The following is a 20,128-nucleotide window of genomic DNA, read 5'->3' as shown; positions in this document are numbered from 1 at the left end:
GTTTTATAAGGGGAGGTCGTGTAAGTGCCAGTCATAATGGCGGGCAGGTTGGAGGCCGGGGGCATCATCACGCCAATGCGCGCCGCGTTGCTCTAGGCGGTGCAAAGCCCCCCACGCGATGAAAGAGGCTGTAAGGGCACATAGATTATGCCGTGCAAGAGGGAGGGTCCGCTCTAAGAGTTGCTCTATCCCTGCACGGGTGCGGAGGATACCAAGATGATGCTGCATCTCCACCCGCAAAGGCCAATCCGTTGAGGCGGTAGGGCAGGGTGGTGTGGCCACGATGGTAGGGGACGCATCTGCTACACACGCATTGACATCCTGCCCTGCCCATTGCCCGCATAAGAGAGCCTCGAGCAACGAATTGCTGGCGAGCCTATTGGCCCCATGTAGCCCCGTGCAGGCCACTTCCCCACAGGCCCAGAGGCCGGGAAGCGTGGTCCGGCCTTTATGATCCACCTTTAGCCCGCCCATGTGATAATGCATGGCCGGTTGAACAGGCAGCATTTGGTTATCAGGGTCGTATCCTGCGGCGTGACATGCCTGCGTAATAGCGGGGAAGTGCGCACTAAAGGCCCCGCCCGGTAGGGTGCGGCCATCCAAAAACACGCGGTGGCCTTGCTGGAGCTGTGCAGCGATAGCACGGCTAACAACATCGCGCGGGGCGAGTTCTTCTGTAAAGCGGGAACCATCTTCCAAACGCAGTACGGCTCCCGCCCCGCGTGCGGCTTCGCTAATGAGGGCGAGGCGGTGCGTGGGTTCTGCTGCGATAAGAGCGGTGGGGTGGAATTGCGTAAACTCCATATCCCGTAATGTGGCCCCTGCCTGAGCGGCAAGAGCGAGTGTAATGCCACGATTTGCTAATGGGCTGGTGGTATGTTGATACAACCCGCCGCAACCACCGCTGGCTAAAATACACCGGCCTGTTGGGATAAACCCGGCGGAACTCCATACCCCTTGGAGGCTGCCATCAGGTGCGTAAAACTCTTCTAGCGTGCCTTCAAGCCAATGGATGGTCTCTTTTTTGCGGGCGGCTTGGAGTGTGTGATGCAACATCACGTGCCCGCTACGGTCGCCCCCGGCAAAGACAATTCGCTTACGGCTATGGGCGGCCTCTAAATGCAGGGCGAGTTGACCTGCCTCATCACGTGCGAGGGGGACATCAAGGCGGAGCAGCGTTTCAACAGCGTGCGGCCCGGCCTCGGTGATGCGCTGGACCATGGCGGGGTCACATAAGCCTGCCCCGGCTTTGAGTGTATCTGCGGCATGGAGGGCGGGGCTATCCTCTGGGCCAATAGCGGCGGCCATGCCTCCTTGGGCAAGGGTGCTGGCTGTGCCTTCCCCTGTGAAGCTGGGGGCGAGGATGAGGCATGGCTCCTCAAGCTCCAACGCGGCCATAAGCCCCGCCAGACCGGCCCCGATGATGATGGGCCAGCCAGCATAGCGGGAGAGGCTATCTCCCTGCATGGGACGTGCCCTCACTTAATGGCCAACATGCGCTCGACTGAACGGCGCGCCGGGGCTTGGAGGTCGGCTGGGATGGTGACTTCTGTGCTCATGGTCTCTAGGGCCTGACGAATATTTTTGAGCGTGATGCGCTTCATATGCGGGCAGAGATTACAGGGGCGGATGAAGTTGGTTTGTGGGTGCATCGCAGCGAGATTATCGCTCATCGAACATTCGGTGATGAGCATGACCTTTTCGGGCTTATGTTGGGCGATATAGTCCATCATGCTGGCAGTGGAGCCTGCATGATCGGCCTCAGCCACAACATCGGGGGAACATTCTGGATGGGCGATGATATGGAGCGGGCCATGCATACGCCGATATTGGCGGATTTCCTGCGGGGTGAAACGCTCATGCACCTCACAACGGGCGGACCATGTATGCATCTTAATGCCCGTCTCCCGCTCGATGTTCCGTGCGAGGAACTCATCGGGAATCATGATGACTTCTGGCACGCCGAGGCTCTCCACAACACGCCGCGCATTGCCAGAGGTACAGCAAACATCCGTCTCAGCCTTTACTGCGGCGGAGCTATTTACATAGGTTACAACGGGCACACCGGGGTGACGCTCCCGCAAGGTGCGGACATTTTCTGCTGTGATGCCTTCAGCTAAGGAGCACCCCGCCAAAGCATCGGGGATGAGGACGGTTTTTGTAGGGTTCAACAGCTTGACCGTCTCAGCCATGAAGTGAACACCAGCCATGATGATGACATCTTGCTCCAGATTTTGGGCTTCACGAGCAAGGGCTAAGCTATCCCCACGAATATCGGACACGCAGTGAAAGATTTCCGGCGTTTGATAATTATGAGCGAGAATGACCGCATTATGTTTGCGTTTGAGCTCTAAGATCGCCTCAATATCCTCGGCAAAGAGCCGTTCCCAGTCCTGCCGCGCCATAAGAGAGGCCACAGGGCTGTATAACGCCGCACGAGAGGGAGACGTAGCAACGGCCTGCATCATGGAGAGGTCCTTATATGATTTATACTCACTATGAGCATAATAGGGGGCGCAATAGCTTCCTTGCAAGTGTTTTATAGGATTTTATGGTGTGATTAATGCGCTGCCTCTATGGGGAGGAAGGCCGACCCCAGGTAACAAGAGGCCATTGCCGCAGGGCGAAACTGGTAGAGCTTGGCAGGTCGTCCAGCAGTAAAACGCTCATAAGCTCCGGTTTCTTCCACGAGGTTTTGATGCAGCACAAGGCGGCGGAAGTTTGGCTTATGCATAAACCGGCCAGAGAGTGTTTCTATCGCTTGTTGGAGTTGTAAGAGTGTGAAGGCCTTAGGGAGGAGCTCAAACACTGCAGGGCTATAGCGGATGCGGGCGCGCAAGCGGGAAAGAGCCGTAGCGAGGAGGCGGCGGTCATCCCCGTGTGGTGTGGTGTGTGCTGTAGGGAGTGTGCGTGGCACAAGGCCGGATTCCCACAGCAGTTCGTAGCGTTCTAGGACGCGTGTATCATCCCAGGGCAGGTCATATAGCCCAAAGGCGGGGGCGATGCGGCTTTGGCGGTCTGGGTGGTGTGTGGCCCATTGCTCAATAGCGATGATGAATTGCGCAAGTTGAGCATTGCCCGTTTCACTCCGGCGGTCCTCCCACGGGAAATGTTGATAGAGGGAGCCGTGGCAGGCGTGGGGATGGCTGGGGCTGAGGGCGAGATAAGTAATGTGAATATGCGGTATCGCCCCCTGCATGGGAAAGGAGCTGAAGGTATAAAGCTGCTCCATATAGCCAATCGGGCAGTGTGTTAAGGTTTCTGCCCAATGGCATAGGCTTTGTTGGAGGGAGTGATGGCTTTCTTCAAAAGTGGGGGTGTTTTGGTCATGCCGTAATAATGCGACATGAGGGGCTTCATGGCCGAGGGTCATTAAAACAGTGATGAGGTCAGTCGGGCAGAGGGTTTGGTATGTCATCAAGGGGTCGGGTCTAATTTGCGTAAATGCTCTGCGAGGGAATGTAGCCTCGTAGAGGAGGATGATAAACCAGGGGGTACGCCATGGTCGAGCGGGATACTCACAGTAAGCGGGCGGGTGGCTAAGGTTTCCATCCGTGGGTTTGTCATCAGCTCGTGGCATAGAGAGCGTAAGCTCATCGGCACATTTTGTTGGAACCATTGGCTTTGTATGAGCAGATGTAGCGGGCTTTGCCAATTTGTTAGGCTGACAGATATGACCCCAGAGAATGAAGGAACATAGAGTGTCCCCCCAAGGGAGAGATGCGGGGGTGGGGTGTTTTGTTCACTAGCAGCGAGGGGGCGGAATGTCGCGCTGAGTTCATGTAAGCGTAAGCGGAGGAGTAAATTGGGTTGGGCTGTTTGGGAGGGTGTGTGTGACGCAGCAGAATATAGGTTGGGTAAAAGGGCAAACTGAGTGCGTAAATGCGTGATGTCGAACTCTTTGAGCATAGTATCGGGGTAGGATAAACGCTCTGCTGTGATAGAGGCGGAGAGCAGGGCTCTATCTTGTAAAGCAGGGTCTGGCCTTACGAGGGATTGCGGGGCGAAGCGAATACTGCCTGTAGGGCGCGATAGGGTTACGGTATAAGGAAGATGCGAGGCGGCGATCTCTAATTGCGCTATATGAAAATAAGCGCGGTAGAGGGGCATTGTGTGGTTGTGGCAGCGCGCCGTTAAAGCAGGGCAGGGCATCATGCTTTTGCTGATGAGCAAGCGCGTTTTGTTAAGCCGTAATGTCAAGCTTTCCCCATTACGCACGAGGCGTAGAATGGTGCTTTGTGGCATACGGAGGGGGAGTTTGGTTTGCGTGGTGATGGTCCGCGCCCAGTCTAGCCAATTGCCTCCGAGGATGAGGGTCGCGGTCGCCCCTACAACATCCGCCCCATTCAGATGAGTATGGAAGGAAACGCCAGAGAGCTCCCGCCACGCGCCAAAAGGCCAGCCCTTAGCGCGGGAGAGGCGTATGTTTAGCGTAGGGTCTGGTCCATCCGAGGGCAGGGATTGCACAGCAAGTTGGTCAAGCTGGCGGGAGAGGATGGTCTGTGTACGGTGATATAACCCCCAAGTGCATAGTAGAAGCGCGATGAGACCATAGCAGAGCAAACGCACCGCTCGCCAAGAAGGCCGTATCGGGTAGAGCTTCTTGAAATAGCGATGAAGATAAGGTGGGGTGTTCATTTGTCCCCAGCCTCTTTGTCAGGGGTTATACAGCAATCTATTGGTTGTGGATTGCTGTGGAAAAGGAGAAGGAGAGGCATGAATCTGACAAAAAAGTTTATATTTCATGATGTTATGTAAGGATGCCCCTTTTATTTTGGCAAGGGGCATTACTTCATCTATGACGCTGATTATGAAGGGGAGCTTTTCACATCCACAGAGTTTTCCACAGGGCTTAGGGGAAGGTTATGCTCTTGGGAAAGGTGCGTCCATGCGTCTGTTATAGCTGGTATTAAAGCGCGCCCTGCCATTGTGGGGGAAAGAGGCGGGCCGATGATGACCTTCAACGTGCCGGGATATTTCCGCCATGGGGAGCGAGGCCAAAATAGGCCCGAATTTGTAACAACAGGGATGATAGGAGCTGTTGCTTGGCGGGCAAGAGCGACCACACCATTTTGGAGGGGAGCTGTCTGGCCGGGTTGGGTGCGCGTACCCTGGGGGAAGATGATAATCTGCCGCCCTGCTGTTTGGGCTTTGGCAACAGTCTCCATCATCCCACGCAGAGCTTTGGAGCCACCTGCGCGATTAACGGGGATCATCCCGCTCAACACAAGCATAGGGCCAACAAGGGGGATGGAGGTGAGTTCTTTTTTGATGACATAAGCAGGTAAGGGGACGAGATTCATCCACACAAATCCATCAAAGAAGGATTGATGCTGGGAGGCAATTAAAGCCGGGCCATCAGGCAGATTCTCTTGCCCTGTAATGACAATGCGGATAGAGCAAAGCCGCTCTAACCCCCATAAGACGGCACGCGACCATAGTTTTGCGTAAGCAAGGGCCGCATCGCGCCGGTTGAGCAGGCGGATAGGGAAGGCCACAACCCCCATAAGGAGGGTGAGGACCAACAAATAGAGATTAAACAAAAAGCCGCGTAAGAAACTCATCATGATTCTTGTTCATGACGTAGAATCTCCCTTTAGAGCAAGGGAAATATGCATCCCTCATCACGTAAGGAGCAGATTATGAAGGTGGGGGCGGGCGGAATCCTTCTTGGGCGTAGTCTGTTTGGCGTAAAATTATAACGCGGAGCAACGCCCCAATTAATTTGCTATATTGGTTCATCATGAGGAGAACCGTATGGAAATGCAATGGCGGACTCATCGCAGGGGGCTGCACCCAGTAAGGGGTTAAGCGTAATTGTGGGGCAATATCGTGGAACTCCAACAAAGAGCGGCGCATATGATAGCCCGCTGTGACGATGATGAGATGATGGAGATGCTTTTGCGTAGCCCATTGCGCTGTCTCCCACGCATTGCCAATGGTGGTTACCGCTTGGTGGCCTAAGCTGATATGCTGGGCTAAAGTAGGTGGGAGTGGTCCTGTCCCTGTGGCAGAGAGGATATGGCCTAGCTCCGTATGCGGTGAGACGCCTGAGATAAGCAGTAAGCGTTGTGGTTGTTGTTTAAGCAGCGCAATCCCGGCTTCAATACGGTTCTTTCCTCCCGTAAGGGCGACAATCCCGTCACAATCCGCAGGGATGTTTTGGAGGTCCGGCGGGGGGCGGAGTGCATCGGCACAAAAATAGACAAACCCGCCAATCAACACCCAGCTTACGATAGTGGCCACGGCAAAACAGCCGCGCCCTATTATGGCGAGGGCTTGCTTCATGATGTTGTGCGGTCCTGCATGCGGCAAAGCAGGTAAACGAGGCCCCCGCTAAGGCACATTATAAGGACCGGCAAAAGGGCTAGACTTCCCCATAATATAGGGGGAAGCAGGGTTGTAAAATGGAGTGGGTCTGTAAGGGGGGGCAGACGCAGGAGAGGGCGTAATGCCCTAGTGAGGGCTATGAAGGTCGGCAGGAGCAGGGCTATGCCTATGAGGCTCCCAAGACCGGAGATGAGGGCAAGACGCCGCGCAAATATATGATGCAGCGTGGTGGGGTTACCGCCTAATGAGAGCAGCAAGAGGCGTTGTTGAGCATTAGCGAAGGCGGTCGTGCGTGCCATGAGGTACAATAAGGCTGGGGCGATAAAGGCAATAGCGCCGCCCATAGCGAGCGCAATGCGGCAAGCTGTTTGGCGGATATTCGCTAAAAATGGCGCGAGCTTCTCAAGCTGATGTGGTGGTGGGATGACCATCGCATCAGGCTCATAACGCTGCGCTAGTGTGGTGAGCATGGCGATGTCCCCCCGATAATGGAGAGTGATGAGGGTAGGGAGCGGGCCCGGCCATGGTGTGGACCAATGAGCAAGTGTTTGTGCAACCTCTTGCTCCGAAAGACGCGTTACCTCTGTGCCGGGGAAGGTGGCAGACACAGCATGTTGTAGCGCATCAATTTTGTCATTTTGTTGCGGTAAGGCGATGACGACATAAGATGTAGCTTGCTCCTCCCATTGGTGCGTTGCACGGCTTGTCCCGTAAGGCAGAGCAAGGCTTAGGCCTAAAAGCCATGTAAGAAGGCATACACCAATCAGGAGTGACCAACTGCTTGGCCATGAGAGGGCACGGGCAAGACGTGTCATGAAAAGCGTCCTTCATAGGTAGGAGCCATGGGGGTAAGCGGGGCAAAGAGAGAGGGAGGTATTTCCTCTTTTTCGCCTTCTGTGGGGGCAGGGGGATTATAAGGCAAGGTGAGGGTGGCCTCTGGGAAGGAGACTTCCGGCGGGCGCGTGCGTATTGCAAAGAGGGCCGTTGCTCCGTTTTGGACGAGGTCTTTTATGGTGGATAAAAGATGCTCTTGTAGCTCTGGGCATAGGGTGAGCGCTGGTTCATCGACTAAAATCAAGGAAGGATGGGTAATTAAGGCACGTGCGCATGCAGCGCGGAGGCGGGTTGTGTGGCTCAGTGTGGTTGGGAGGGCCTGTGCATGGTCTTGTAGGCCGAACCATTGCAGAATTGCCTCCGTCTCGCGTTGGATTTCAGCATGTCGAAAATGGGCCAACTCTAGGGGGAGGGCGATATTATCGGCAAGGCTGAGGCGGTCCATAAAGAGGGGATTTGCATCAATATAGCCAATGCGCTGGCGTAAGCGTTGGCGCGTGCGGGCGGGAAAGTGCGGGCTTAGTGGCTCATTTAAAATAGTTGCAGAACCAGTAACAGGGCGGCGCAGGGCTAAGGCATCCAGCAAGGCTGTCTTGCCTGATTCGGCTGGCCCAACGACCCATAAAGCCTCCCCTCGTTGGAGTTGAAGGGAGAGGGATTGCAGTCCCCCTTGTATGAGGGCCGGGCTTGTGGGGAGGGAGAGGTTATGGAGTGTAATCATACCTTATCCCACCCATGAAGTGAGGGCGATTGTATAACCCGCATGATAATGTAAAGCCTTAGAGACGCCGTGCTAACCATGCTGTTGCTGTGGAGGAGGCCGCTGCAAGGGCCATAAGCAATAGGCCATCCATAATCAGGCTATGTGGTGTGAAGAGATGCCCAGCAATGACGAGTTGGTTGGGAAGTGTGTGAGAAATATGGTTGACGATATCATGGGTCTGCGGGTCCTCGGTTAGGGAGCCGAGATTAGCACTGGCGAGAGCAATGAGATGCGGGATGAGCGACCAGCCCACACCAATGATGAGGAGGATAGGGGCAAAAAGTTCTGCCAATTGAATGAGGAAACTGAAGATGAAATGGAAGATTGCCCAGATCACGGTCAGTACAACACGCCCTAGGATAGGAAGGCCCCGCTGAGGGGTACGCGCATTAGCAGCAAGACGGTCATGGCGTGGGGGGTGTAGTGGTGAGGGTGATGTATTCATGAATATTTGGGACCTTCCTGTAGGACAATGAAGCAGAACATGAGATAAAAAGAGTAGAGGTGGGATAGGTGCGTGGCAACCGTCTCATATTATATCCTCTGTCTGCACCTAGCTTCTAGAGAGGCGTAATGCAAATCTTACCTACTATGGATGAGAAAGAGGCTCATATTTTATTGCTTGACCCCGCCGGGTCAGCTCATAGCCGTGTTTATAAATTGCTATGCGGGGAGGGGATGAAGGTAACCTGCCGACAAGAGGCAGAAGCCATGCTGGAGATTGTGGAGACGCAACAGCGTGAGCGGCAGGTGGATATGGTTATTTGCTGCACCCTGCAAGAGGGGATGAGTGCTGGACAGTTTGTGTACCGGGTGCGGGCGATTCCGGCTATGCAAGATATACCTGTTTTAATGTTGACCGATGATGTCTCTCCCCGGGTAGAGCTTGATGGTTTTGAGAGTGGGGCGGATGCCTATCTCTCCAGCACGGCTCATTCTGCTTTGCTGTTATTACGGGTGCGTACGCTCTTACATTTGGCGGAGGAAAAACGGCACCGTCATCCCCACTGGCAGATGCGGCGCGCGCGTGTGGTGATTGTGCGCCCTCCTGATGATGAATTGCTACAAGATTTTTGGAACGATCCCTCCTTCTCAGAGTTCAGTGGGGCGAGCGAAGGTGATGTGGAGGCTGATGCGCCCGGTTTGGGTGAGCTATTATGGCGTGATGGTCATACCGTTACAACGGTAGCGCGCTCTAGTGAGCTTTTAGAGGGAGGTTGGCTCACTGCCCCTGATGGGCCCGATTGTATCGTCTTAGAGGATATGCGCGATAGCGAGGCAGACCTTGCTTTTTGTCATTTGCTAGAGCAACGTCGCCAAACCCTACGGACGCAAGGGAGCGTTCCTTTTCGGATGTTAGGGGTTATTCAGGCAGAGCGGTTCCGTGGGGAATCATGTGTGGCATTTTTGGAGGCCGGGTTGGAAGACCTCGTGCCAAGCGATATGCCCCCTATGGTGTTGGCATTGCGTATTCGCGCTATGGTACGGCGGAGGCGGGAGAATGAGGCGTTTCGCCAACGGGAGATGGAACGCCAACAATCAGCCTTGGCGTTAAAAGCTGCGCAAGAGCAAGCCGCCCTAGCGGAAGCCCTCGCTCAAGCGAATAGCGAACTTGCTCAGATGAATAATGAGCTTGTTCAAACTCAAGCGCGGCTCGTACAGACAGCGAAAATGGCATCGCTGGGTGAGCTTGTGGCGGGGATTGCCCATGAAATTAACAATCCGCTGGCGTTTACTCTGGGCCATGCTGATACAATCCAACGTTGTTTAACGCGCTTAGAAGGCCATGTGCAGGGGGATGATTATAAGACTATAGAGCGGGCTTTGCTGCGGTTAGAGGCGATGAAGACCGGCCTTGGGCGGATACGCGACCTTGTGGTGCGCTTGCGCCGTTTTTCCCGTTTGGAGGAAGGGCATTGGAGCAAGGTCGATGTGGCAGAAGTAATAGAAACAGGCCTAGCCCTTGTGCGGCATAGGCTGGGGAAGGCCATTTATGTTGAATGTCAGCTCCAAGCTCCATTGACATTGATTTGTCAGGAGACGCTCTTTCATCAAGCTGTGATTAATTTGATTGCGAATGCCGCCGATGCTTTGCATGAGATAGAGCGTGAGGGGCGGTTAGAGGGGGAAGGGCTTATCCGGCTAGAAACGTATTTATATGATAATATTTATGAAATTATAGTGAGCGATAATGGACCTGGCATTGAGGAGAGCGTTCGACCGTGGATTTTTGATCCGTTCTTTACCACAAAGGCACAAGGAGAGGGGACGGGGCTAGGATTATCCATTGTACATGGCATTGTGCAAGCTCATGGGGGGAGCATTGATGTCCGGGATACTTATAAACCAAGCCAGAATGGTGGCAGGCGCGGGGCGTGTTTTGTCATACAGTTGCCCGTGGAGGAAACAGCAGAGGGTTGGGCTGTGCGGAACCCAAAGGAACGAGAATATGCAAAAGAGTAAAGGGGCTGTATGAGCAAGCCTTGGGATGATGTGGGTAAGCCTTGTGTTTTGCTGGTGGATGATGAGGAGGAGATTCTCATCGCCTTAGGCGATTTATTGGAGGATAGCTGCACGCTGCTCACTGTGACGGACCCATGCAAAGCGTTGGTATTGTTAAAAGATCATAAAGAGATTTCCGTTATCATTTCAGACCAACGCATGCCGGGGATGACGGGGGACCAATTTTTGTGTCAAGCTCGTGCCCTCTCGGATGCGCGGGCAATTTTACTCACCGGCTATGCGGATTTAGATGCCGTAGTCGCGGCGTTGAATCACGGGCATATTGTCGCTTATGTGCATAAGCCGTGGGAAGGGGACCATGTACGCAGCTTGGTCTATGAAGCCCATAGAACATGGCAGGCCCAACGAGCATTGAGGACGGAGCAAGCGTTATTACGCGGTTTGATGGAGAGTCTGCCCTTCGGTCTTGTTTTTTCCGATTCTGCTGGGCGATGTATCCGCAGTAATCGGGCTTGTAGCAGTTTGGAGGAAAGTGAGCATTACACGCCAGCCTTACGCCCTATTATTGCGCGTATGCGTGAGGCTGTACGCCGGGAAGGGCAGGCGGAAGAATTGTTGGAGGTTGGTACGGATGAGGGCCAAACAGTCTGGCATGAAGTAGCGCGTATCGCTCTAAACTGGCCAGATGGAGCTGAAAGAGCCGAGGCTTGGCAAGTCAGCATGGATCGAGATGTGACGAATCGTGTGTTGATGGAAGCACGGCTTAATCAGGGGGAGCGTTTAGAGGCGTTAGGCCGCTTAGCTGCTGGTGTCGCGCATGATTTTAACAATCTTCTGACAATTCTCTCTAGTTGTTTGGATATGATGGACGGAGAGGCATCTCCAGACGATACTGTAAAAGCCATTCAGCAGAAATGGTTAGGCCAAGCGCATGAGACTATAGGGCGCGGGCAAAGCCTTACACGGCGTTTGGTGCAATTTGCACGCGCAGGTAAGAGTGAGCGCGCTGTTAGGCCATTGGATATAATAGCGTTTTTAAAAGAGCGAGCAAGCTTGTTCCGCCAGAGTTTTCATGGGGCGACCCCAGCGATTCGCTTTGTGTTGGACCTCCCAGCTGAGCCACTCCCACCTGTCCTTACCTGTCCAGAGCAATGTGAGATGGCTTTGCTCAATCTATGCGTTAATGCGCGGGATGCGATGCCGCAAGGTGGTATTGTAACATTAAGTGCGCGCCGTATCGCTTATGCTTTGCCGGCTGTTTCGGCTGATTGTGAGACAGAGTATGCGCTCCTTTTAGCCGTGCGGGATGAGGGAAGCGGTATGAGTGAGGAAGTCCAACGCCATATTTTTGAGCCTTTCTTCACCACGAAGGAAGCCGGTAAAGGGACGGGGCTAGGGCTTGCAGGGATATATAGTTTCGTTCTCGCTCATCATGGTGATGTTCAGGTCACAACAGCTCCCGGAGAGGGGACGGAGATGCAGCTCTTGCTTCCTCTTTTAAAAGCATAGAGGTTTTCATTTTAACAGAGCAGGTTATGATGATGCGGTCTATGGGCCTTAGAAGGGGGTAAAAGCATGGTTCATCACACATCCTGCTTTGTCCAAGCGCAGGGAGAGACCGCTGCGGATGCCATTGCAGCGATTGGGGATGAGTTAGCTCTCTTTGATGACTGGATGGAGCGTTACCAATATATCATCGAATTAGGGCGCAAAATCCCAGCCTTCCCGCAAGAGTGGCAAGATGATGCTCATCGGATACCGGGTTGCCAAAGCCAAGTATGGTTAGAGGCAGAGGAGCGCGATGGTCGTTTATTTTTTGCAGGGGCCTCCGATGCTGCGATTGTGCAAGGGCTAGTGGCTTTATTATTACACGTCTATTCTGGTCGTACACGGGAGGAGATTTTAGCCACTCCGTCCTCCTTTTTGCATGACCTTGGCTTGGTAAAGGCTCTATCAGCTAATCGTGGTAATGGGGTGGAGGCTATGGCGCACTCTATTCGCCAAAGAGCTTTAGCATAATATACGGTCATTGACGTTATAATGGAAAAGGGCCCTCTGGCAGATGTACCAGAGGGCCCTTTTTTAGGTCAGAGATTACAGGAGCTTCTGCTTATTGCGCGGCTGGGGCTGCAGGCTCAGCCGCATTTGGTGCAGGCATGTCAGATTTCATCGGATTTACGTTGTCTTTTGCAGCGTCGGTAACGGCAGGTTTTGCTGCTTTTTTACCGTTACATTTTGCAAATTGACCTTTCTCATTACGGCAAGGCTTTGCTTTTGGCTTCTCGCATTTTGCAAACTGCCCTTTTTCATTACGGCAAGGATGAGCCTTTCCATGGGGGGCAGCAGCAAGAGCCACTTGGCTTGTTAGGGCACCAGCGATAAGAGTAAAGGCGGCCATACGGCGAAAGGTCATGAGAGTGTTTCCTTTTAAAAGAGGATGGAACTGACTATCCGTACTTTATACAAAACTGTAAGAGGGTGATAGTGACCTCTATGTCATTTTTTAATAATTACCCAAGGATATTACTATCTGTTAGTATTCTTCTTTAAGAAGTGAATGATGTTCATAAAAAAGGGAAGCCCCGCTAAGGAGCTTCCCTTTTTTATATGTAATAATAGCCTGTATCAGACCATTATTTTTTGTTGTCGTCTTCTGGCAAAGCATAGGCGATAAGGTAATCACCCATTTTGCTCAGAAAAGAGCCATGACCACCAGCATAGGTGACAATATATTGCCGCCCATTAATGCGGTAGGTCATAGGGGAGGATTGCGCCCCAGCAGGGAGACGGTCCTTCCAAATGACATGGCCAGTCGTCATGTCATAAGCGCGGATATAATAGTCCTGCGCGGAGGTAAGGAAGGCCAGATTCCCTGCCGTAGCAAGTGGCCCACCCAAGCTTGGCACGCCGATTTTGATAGGCGGTAGCGGTATGGGCAGAGCAGAGCCATGCAAGGAGTCCCGCAATGTCCCATTACGGTGCCGCCAAACAACCTTGTTTGTCCGCATATCAATCCCTGCAATTTCACCCCAAGGCGGCATGCGGCAAGGGACCGGCAAACCAATCTTCAGTAAGAGTGGGTCTAGGAAGGGATGGAGGTTAATGGCGTAGGGAATCCCATAATTAGGCTGAATCCCGGTCTCACCACCACTACCGGCTTTCTTTTGGTTCGGGTCTGGCCAACGGGGGTTACCCGGCCCACGCGGAACGAGCGTTGAGACAAACGGGATGGAGATGGGGTTTGTAAAGGCCACCTCACGCCGTGGGTCCACAGCAAGGCCACCCCACTCGAACATACCGAGGTCCCCGGGGAAGACCAATGTCCCTTGGGTAGATGGTGGCGTGTAGGGGCCCTCATAACGCAGACTATGGAAGTAAATGCTACATACCATTTGGTCTAGGATGGTAGCCCCCCACATATCACGGTCAGAGAGAGGATTCTTAGGCCGTAGGTTCAGCTCGGAATGAGGCTGAGTGGGGCTTGTATAATCGCCAGTCGCAGCACCACCGGGGGCGGGCTTTTCAGCCACAGGGACGATAGGCGTACCCGTACGGCGGTCCAGCACAAAAATATCGCCACTCTTAGTAGGAACATAGATGGCTGGCACAAGGCTTCCATCTTTCTGCGTGATGTCAACCAAATTAGGCTGGGCAGAAACATCCATATCCCAAAGGTCATGATGGACGGTCTGGTAGGACCAAACTAATTTCCCCGTATCAGCATTAAGGGCAATAATCCCCGGCGGATAACGCTCGGCATCTTTATCACGATATCCACCCCATTGGTCAGGCGTGCCAACACCCATGGGGATGTATACGATGTTCAACGCCTTGTCGTAAGAGGATACGGACCAAGAGTTGGGGGAGTTGGGATGGAAGTGCGGATGCTCCTCGCTAGGCATTTCGTTGGGGTCTGGGTTTGCGGCATCAAACACCCAAACAAGTTTGCCTGTATAGACATCATAAGCGCGTGTCGCGCCAGAAGGCTGCTGAACGGAACCATTATCCCGTACTGCACTATTAACGATAATCAGCTTATCGGTAACGACTGGCGGGGAGGTTGGCGCATATTCACCAATAGTTGTGTAAGGTTGGTGGGAGAAGCGAAGGTCTACTTGCCCATCTTTCCCAAAGCCGTGGCACACTTGCCCCGTTTGGGCATCAATCTCGACAATACGGCCATCATTAACCATGGCGATAATGCGTTTTGCACAATCGGTCGTTGCAACAGGCTGGCCATCACTATCAAGAGCATTAGCGGGTGTTGTATGCGCACTCACCCCACGGCATGTTAGATGCTGGAAGGTTGGGTTGACGTTAATTTTGGGGTCAAACACCCATTTCGTCTTCCCTGTTACAGCATCAACCGCGAAGACCTTTTGATGCAGCGAGCAGAAGTAGAGCGTGTTATCGAACTCAAGCGGCGTGGCCTCATTCGTGGCTTCACCGGGGTCGCGGGATTTATCCAGCACATCCCCTGTACGCATAATCCATGCGACTTTGAGCTTATTGACGTTCTGGGTATTGATTTGGTCTAGCGGAGACCAATGGTTACCATCCTGCGTACGCGCATAAGCAGGCCAGTCATTATCGGGAACATTCTCCGGGTTTGCTGGGCTGGCATTAACATGCTCGGTCGGTAAGGAGCCGTTGATGTTATGCGGGTCCATAAAGGCGGAGACAATCAACGCTAAAGCCGCCAATACAACGCCAAGGCCAAGCGGCCCCGTTGCGAGATGATTGGCCGCTAAAGGACGCCGAACAAAGGGCAGAAGCAGCACAACACCGATGATGAGTACGACATCAAGGCGGGGTACTAAGCTCCAGAAATCAAGCCCAACGACACAAAGAGCCCAAATGATAGTGCCAAATAGCACAATGGCATAAATGGCAAGGGCAATGGGGTGTCGCTTAAAGAGATAAAACGCGCTGAGTAAAATACCCAACCCGCTTAGGAGATAATAAAGGGGGCCGCCTACGCAGAGGGAATAAATCCCTCCTACAATGAGCAGCAGACCAACAAGTGCCATCGCAATGGCAACCAAACGGGTCCAGATTCCCCCCGTATGGGGTGTGGAGGACATGGACAAGCCTCAAAAAAAGGTTAAGGTTCAAGTGACCGATATAATATGGCCCTTGCGGTTTGTCTGCACGGGCCATCCTTCATTTGTCTTAAAGCACAGGGAAGGGGTTCGGGGTCAAGCATCTAAGTGCAATAAAATGAGCGGTTGTAGGCAGCTTTGTCATAATCTTCACATTTTTTGGAGGGTTTCGTGTGCAGGGGTGAGAAAAACATATTTTCCCCTTGAGGAGGGGCGCAGTTGCCCCTATAAGCGCGGGAGGTTGTACACGCGTCCGGGCCGATGATGAGGCATGCCTGGCCGTGTAAGTTCTCTTTGACCATGTAAATGACAGAGAGAGCGGCTGAATTGTAAGGAGATAAAAATGCCCAAAATGAAGACGAAGTCTTCGGTCAAAAAGCGGTTCAAGATCACCGCGACCGGTAAGGTAACGTGTGGTCCGGGTAACAAACGCCATGGCCTGATTAACCGTCCGCAGAAGATGAAACGTAGCAACCGTGGTCCGCAGGTTATGACGGATATGGATGCACGCACCATCAAACAGTGGGCACCCTACGGGCTGTCATAAGGAGATAAACGACCATGGCACGTGTTAAACGGGGTACGACCACCCACGCCCGTCATAAAAAGGTTCTTGACCTCGCTAAAGGCTATCGCGGGCGTTCTTCCACCAATTACCGCATCGCGTTGGAGCGGGTCGAGAAGGCCCTGCGTTACGCTTATCGTGACCGCCGCAATAAAAAGCGTGAGTTCCGTTCTTTGTGGATTCAGCGCATCAGCGCAGCCGTGCGTGAGCATGGGTTGACCTATAGCCGCTTCATCAATGGCCTTAATAAGGCTGGGATTGAGATTGACCGTAAGGTCCTTGCAGCAATCGCCTATGATGATGCAGCTGCTTTTGCTGAGATTGTGCGCAAAGCTCAGGCGGCTCTCTAATTAAGAGCCGTCCCGCTAGTCCCTTACATGCGAGGGAGGGGCGGGAACGTAATGATTAGCGGGCTGCTCTGATTAAGTCGGGGCAGCCCGTTTTTCTTACAAGCTGCTTCAGAGATTTTTTGCCCCAACAGGGATGGGAAAACTCTTTGAAACAGCTCGTAGAGGGTGAAGGACAGGCTATGGCCAACGACCTTGAAAATCTAAAGAATGACACAATCGCAGCCTTGCAGCGTGCCAGCACACATAGTGAGTGGGATGCTGTGCGGGTGGGTACATTGGGGCGGTCTGGGACGCTAACTGGTCTGTTGCGTCAGCTTGGTTCCTTCTCGCATGAGGAGCGTAAAGAGCGCGGGCAGGCTCTTAACCGTCTGCGGGATGAGTTGACACATCTTATTGAGCAACGCGGACGAGAGATTGAGGCTTTGGCTCTCCAGCAGCGTTTAGTTGAGGAGACGGTGGATATTACGCAACCTACCCCTACGGCCCCGGTAGGGTTGATTCATCCCATCAGCCGTACGATTGAGGAAATTACAACCATTTTTGGGGCTATGGGCTTTCATCTAGCAGAAGGGCCGGATGTTGAGAGCCAGTGGCATAATTTCTCAGCCCTGAATACGCCAAAGCACCACCCTGCGCGGACGGAGCAAGATACATTCTACCTTCCTGCCCTAGAGGGTGAGGAGGAGCTGCGTGTTTTAAGGACGCAGACCTCTGGCGTGCAGGTGCGTACCATGTTGCAGGAAAAACCACCTATCCGCATCATTGCCCCGGGGCGGACTTACCGTGCCGACCATGATGCCACCCATTCCCCGATGTTCCATCAATGTGAAGGTTTGGTGATTGAGAGGGGCATTACCCTTGGCCATTTAAAAGGATGCCTGACCGAGTTCTTGCGGGCCTTTTTTAATCAGCCTGATTTGCCAGTGCGCTTCCGGGCCTCGTATTTCCCCTTTACCGAGCCTTCTATGGAGATTGATATTGGGTGGTCGCGCGAGACTGGGGCTATTGGTGCAGGCGCGGATTGGCTGGAAGTCTTGGGGGCGGGGATGGTCCATGCCCGTGTGCTGAGCAATTGCGGGCTGGACCCGGCAGAATGGCAAGGCTTTGCCTTTGGTATGGGCATTGAGCGGCTCGCTATGTTGAAGAACGGCATTGCTGACCTACGTTCTTTTTATGAGAGCGATTTACGCTGGTTGCGTCATTATGGCTTCTCAGCTTTATCCCCAGCGACTTTGACGGAGGGCTTGTAACATGAAGTTTTCACTCTCATGGTTGCGGGAGCATCTCGATTTTACAGCCTCTTTGGAGGAGATTTGCGCAACATTAAACCGTATCGGCCTTGAGGTTGAATCGGTTGATGACCCGACAGAGCGTTTATCAGGCTTCCGCACGGCAAAGATTGTGGAGGCCACGCGCCATCCTGATGCTGACCGCCTCCAGCTATGCCGCGTGACAGCAGGCGAGGGGTATGAGGAGGTTCAGGTCGTTTGTGGTGCGCCAAATGCGCGCACGGGGCTGCATGTTATTTTTGCTCCACCGGGCACTTATATTCCCGGTAGTGATATCACGATTAAACCCGGCAAGATTCGGGGGCAGCTCAGCAATGGGATGCTCTGCTCCTTACGAGAGCTTGGCATTGGTGAGGACTCTGATGGCATTGCCGAATTGCCAGAGGGTACGCCTCTTGGGGTGGATTATGTCCGTCATGCCAAGCTGGACGACCCGATAATAGAGATTGGCATTACCCCCAACCGGGGGGATGCGTTGAGTGTACGCGGTATCGCGCGGGACCTCGCAGCGGCGGGGCTAGGGCATTTTAAGCCATGGCTTGTCCCTACGGTGGAGAGCGAGGGGGCGAGCCCTATCCAGTGGGTGTTGGACCATCCCGCTTGCCCATATGTTACAGGGCGTTTGATTCGCGGTGTGAAGAATGGCCCAAGTCCGGCTTGGCTCAAGCAGCGGTTAGAGAGCGTCGGGCTACGCTCCCAATCAGCGTTAGTTGATATTACAAATTATTTGATGATGCATGTGGGCCGCCCGCTGCATGTCTTTGATGCGAACCGTTTAAAAGGGAACAGATTACTGCTCACCTCTGCCACGCGGGAGCAGTTTCGTGCGCTAGATGGGCAGGATTATGTCCTTGGTACGCATGACCTTGTGATTGCTGATGAAGCCGGGGTGCAGTCCCTTGCCGGTATTATTGGCGGTGAGACCAGCGCGGTTACGGATGACACAACGGATGTTTTTGTTGAATCCGCTTTGTTCGACCCCGTACGCATTGCCCTGACAGGCCGTCGCCTTGGGGTGCAGACTGATGCTCGCTATCGTTTTGAGCGTGGGGTGGACCCCGCTTTGGTGCGCACAGGGCTAGAGGCTGCAACCTCATTAATTGTCGAGCTATGCGGCGGCATACCGAGTGAGGTGACCGAAGCCGGAGCGGAGCCAGACTGGCAGCGTACAGCCACTCTACGCTTTGCACGGCTTGCGACGCTTGGCGGGTTGGAGATTGATGCGGATAAGGCCGTGACGATTCTTGAGGCTTTAGGCTTTGAGGTGAAAGAGCGGGGGGAGGGCCAGGCTATCTTTTCCGTTCCATCATGGCGCAATGATGTGGCCTCTGGTCGGGTCCTTGCACAGGCGCATAGTCTGGATAAAAGCGTTGCAGAACGTGCTGCTGCCCATGTTACGCAGATGGAAGCGGAAGCAGACCTTGTTGAGGAAGTCTTGCGCATCAGAGGGTTGGATGAGGTCCCCGCTCAGCCTTTGCCACAACCTCATATGGTCCCCCCTGCTGCGGTGACGGCAGAGCAAAGCCGCGCTGCACTCTTACGCCGCCTTTGTGCAGGCCGGGGCTTGATGGAGACTGTTGGCTTCTCCTTTGTGTCAGACCAAGATGCCGCTTTGTTTGAGGAGGGGCGGGAGCAAGACCGCTTGCTAAACCCGATTGCAACGGACCTCAACCAGCTTCGTCCCACGCCGGTTATTAATCTGCTGCGGGCGTTAGGGCGTAATATTGCTCATGGGCAGGGCTTTGCGGGCGATGCTGCCTTCTTCGAGCTTGGGCCGTGCTTCGGGCAGGAGGGGGACCGCCTTATCCTTGCTGGTGTGCGTGGTGGGGTGAGCGCACGCGCCCCCGGCCATGTGGCTGAGGAGCCCTCATGGATGGAGGCCAAGGCTGATTTATGGTCGGCTCTACTCACTCTTGGCATGGCAGAGGCGTCTTTAAGCTGCACAGCCGATGCACCAGACTATTATCATCCGGGACGCTCCGGTGTGGTGCGGCAGGGGCCGAAGCTTGTTCTTGGTCGTTTTGGGGAGCTGCATCCCCGTGTGGCACGTCATTTCGGCCTGAGTGGGACCGTGGCTCTGTTTGAGCTAAATGTCGCAGCGGTGCCCCTGCCGAAGATGAAGCGCAAAGCCGCGCCAGCCTTATCGGCTTTGCAGCCTGTACGGCGGGATTTTGCCTTCCTTGCTGATAAGGCGGTGCAGATTCAAGATGTGCTTAAAGCCGTACGTATGGCGGATCGTAAATTGATTACTGATGTTCGGCTTTTTGATATTTTTGAAGGTGGAACCGTGCCTAAAGGTCAACGCTCTTTGGGGGTGGAGGTTGTTCTTCAACCACAAAAAGAGAGCCTGACAGACGCACAGCTTGAGGGTGTTATGGCTGCGGTGGAGGCGGCCGTCCATAAAGCGACTGGCGCGACATTGCGCCGCTAAG

The 20,128-nt window shown here is 53.8% G+C and carries 18 protein-coding genes; 7 read left to right on the top strand and 11 right to left on the bottom strand.

Annotated features, from left to right (window positions below):
• Window positions 1–3: 3 nt before the first annotated feature.
• From GM556_RS05425 to GM556_RS05385, 9 genes are all read right to left on the bottom strand, one after another.
• Window positions 4–1,467 (bottom strand): L-aspartate oxidase, encoded by a 1,464-nt coding sequence (locus GM556_RS05425; RefSeq protein ID WP_155579509.1) that lies wholly within the window; start codon window positions 1,465–1,467, stop codon window positions 4–6.
• Between the two features lie 11 nt (window positions 1,468–1,478).
• Window positions 1,479–2,465: a quinolinate synthase NadA gene (gene nadA / locus GM556_RS05420; protein WP_099027029.1), complete on the bottom strand. Its 987-nt coding sequence runs from the start codon at window positions 2,463–2,465 to the stop codon at window positions 1,479–1,481.
• Window positions 2,466–2,560: 95 nt separating this feature from the next.
• Window positions 2,561–3,418, bottom strand: a complete 858-nt coding sequence (locus GM556_RS05415) for an NrtR DNA-binding winged helix domain-containing protein (RefSeq protein WP_155579508.1) — start codon at window positions 3,416–3,418, stop codon at window positions 2,561–2,563.
• Window positions 3,418–4,638: a hypothetical protein gene (locus GM556_RS05410; RefSeq protein WP_155579507.1), complete on the bottom strand. Its 1,221-nt coding sequence runs from the start codon at window positions 4,636–4,638 to the stop codon at window positions 3,418–3,420. The genes GM556_RS05415 and GM556_RS05410 overlap by 1 nt, the downstream gene beginning before the upstream one ends.
• Window positions 4,639–4,808: 170 nt before the next feature.
• Window positions 4,809–5,564, bottom strand: a complete 756-nt coding sequence (locus tag GM556_RS05405) for a 1-acyl-sn-glycerol-3-phosphate acyltransferase (protein WP_155573729.1) — start codon at window positions 5,562–5,564, stop codon at window positions 4,809–4,811.
• Between the two features lie 76 nt (window positions 5,565–5,640).
• Entirely contained in the window at window positions 5,641–6,288 is a 648-nt protein-coding gene (locus tag GM556_RS05400; RefSeq protein WP_155579506.1) for a YdcF family protein, read from the bottom strand.
• On the bottom strand, window positions 6,285–7,145 hold the full coding sequence (locus tag GM556_RS05395; RefSeq protein WP_155579505.1) for a hypothetical protein: 861 nt from the start codon (window positions 7,143–7,145) through the stop codon (window positions 6,285–6,287). Before GM556_RS05395 ends, GM556_RS05400 begins: the two co-directional genes overlap by 4 nt.
• Window positions 7,142–7,885 carry an ATP-binding cassette domain-containing protein gene (locus GM556_RS05390; RefSeq protein ID WP_155579504.1) on the bottom strand — a complete coding sequence of 248 codons (744 nt, stop codon included), beginning with the start codon at window positions 7,883–7,885 and terminating at the stop codon, window positions 7,142–7,144. The genes GM556_RS05395 and GM556_RS05390 overlap by 4 nt, the downstream gene beginning before the upstream one ends.
• Before the next feature lie 58 nt (window positions 7,886–7,943).
• On the bottom strand, window positions 7,944–8,372 hold the full coding sequence (locus GM556_RS05385) for a hypothetical protein (RefSeq protein ID WP_155579503.1): 429 nt from the start codon (window positions 8,370–8,372) through the stop codon (window positions 7,944–7,946).
• A 128-nt stretch (window positions 8,373–8,500) separates the two neighbouring features.
• Here GM556_RS05385 and GM556_RS05380 point away from each other — a divergent pair, with 128 nt between their 5' ends.
• The 3 genes from GM556_RS05380 (at window position 8,501) to GM556_RS05370 (ending at window position 12,409) form a co-directional block, all read left to right on the top strand.
• On the top strand, window positions 8,501–10,390 hold the full coding sequence (locus GM556_RS05380) for a hybrid sensor histidine kinase/response regulator (protein WP_155573578.1): 1,890 nt from the start codon (window positions 8,501–8,503) through the stop codon (window positions 10,388–10,390).
• A 9-nt stretch (window positions 10,391–10,399) separates the two neighbouring features.
• A complete protein-coding gene (locus GM556_RS05375; protein WP_155579502.1) occupies window positions 10,400–11,899 on the top strand; it encodes an ATP-binding protein in 1,500 nt (499 codons plus the stop codon).
• Window positions 11,900–11,965: 66 nt separating this feature from the next.
• Window positions 11,966–12,409: a SufE family protein gene (locus tag GM556_RS05370; RefSeq protein ID WP_155573576.1), complete on the top strand. Its 444-nt coding sequence runs from the start codon at window positions 11,966–11,968 to the stop codon at window positions 12,407–12,409.
• A gap of 91 nt (window positions 12,410–12,500) precedes the next feature.
• On the opposite strand, the gene GM556_RS05365 is transcribed toward GM556_RS05370, so the two are convergent.
• Window positions 12,501–12,803: a hypothetical protein gene (locus tag GM556_RS05365; RefSeq protein WP_155579501.1), complete on the bottom strand. Its 303-nt coding sequence runs from the start codon at window positions 12,801–12,803 to the stop codon at window positions 12,501–12,503.
• A gap of 220 nt (window positions 12,804–13,023) precedes the next feature.
• Window positions 13,024–15,474, bottom strand: coding sequence for a membrane-bound PQQ-dependent dehydrogenase, glucose/quinate/shikimate family (locus GM556_RS05360; protein ID WP_155573574.1), 2,451 nt, complete (start codon window positions 15,472–15,474; stop codon window positions 13,024–13,026).
• Window positions 15,475–15,835: 361 nt separating this feature from the next.
• On the opposite strand from GM556_RS05360, the gene rpmI reads away from it, so the two are divergent.
• The 4 genes from rpmI (at window position 15,836) to pheT (ending at window position 20,127) form a co-directional block, all read left to right on the top strand.
• The gene (gene rpmI / locus GM556_RS05355) at window positions 15,836–16,039 is read left to right on the top strand and encodes a 50S ribosomal protein L35 (protein ID WP_099026756.1); all 204 of its coding nucleotides are present in this window, start codon (window positions 15,836–15,838) and stop codon (window positions 16,037–16,039) included.
• Window positions 16,040–16,053: 14 nt separating this feature from the next.
• Complete coding sequence (gene rplT / locus GM556_RS05350) at window positions 16,054–16,407, top strand: 50S ribosomal protein L20 (protein WP_099026755.1); 354 nt, start codon at window positions 16,054–16,056, stop codon at window positions 16,405–16,407.
• A gap of 179 nt (window positions 16,408–16,586) precedes the next feature.
• Window positions 16,587–17,657, top strand: coding sequence for a phenylalanine--tRNA ligase subunit alpha (gene pheS, locus GM556_RS05345; RefSeq protein WP_155579500.1), 1,071 nt, complete (start codon window positions 16,587–16,589; stop codon window positions 17,655–17,657).
• Window position 17,658: 1 nt separating this feature from the next.
• Window positions 17,659–20,127 (top strand): phenylalanine--tRNA ligase subunit beta, encoded by a 2,469-nt coding sequence (gene pheT, locus GM556_RS05340; protein ID WP_155579499.1) that lies wholly within the window; start codon window positions 17,659–17,661, stop codon window positions 20,125–20,127.
• The last annotated feature ends 1 nt before the right edge of the window (window position 20,128 follow it).

It is taken from the genome of Bombella sp. ESL0378, assembly GCF_009725845.1.
In the GTDB taxonomy this organism is placed as follows: Bacteria; Pseudomonadota; Alphaproteobacteria; order Acetobacterales; family Acetobacteraceae; genus Bombella; species Bombella pollinis.
The sequence above is the reverse complement of the archived record's forward strand: the minus strand, read 5'-3'. Positions and strand labels throughout refer to the sequence as shown.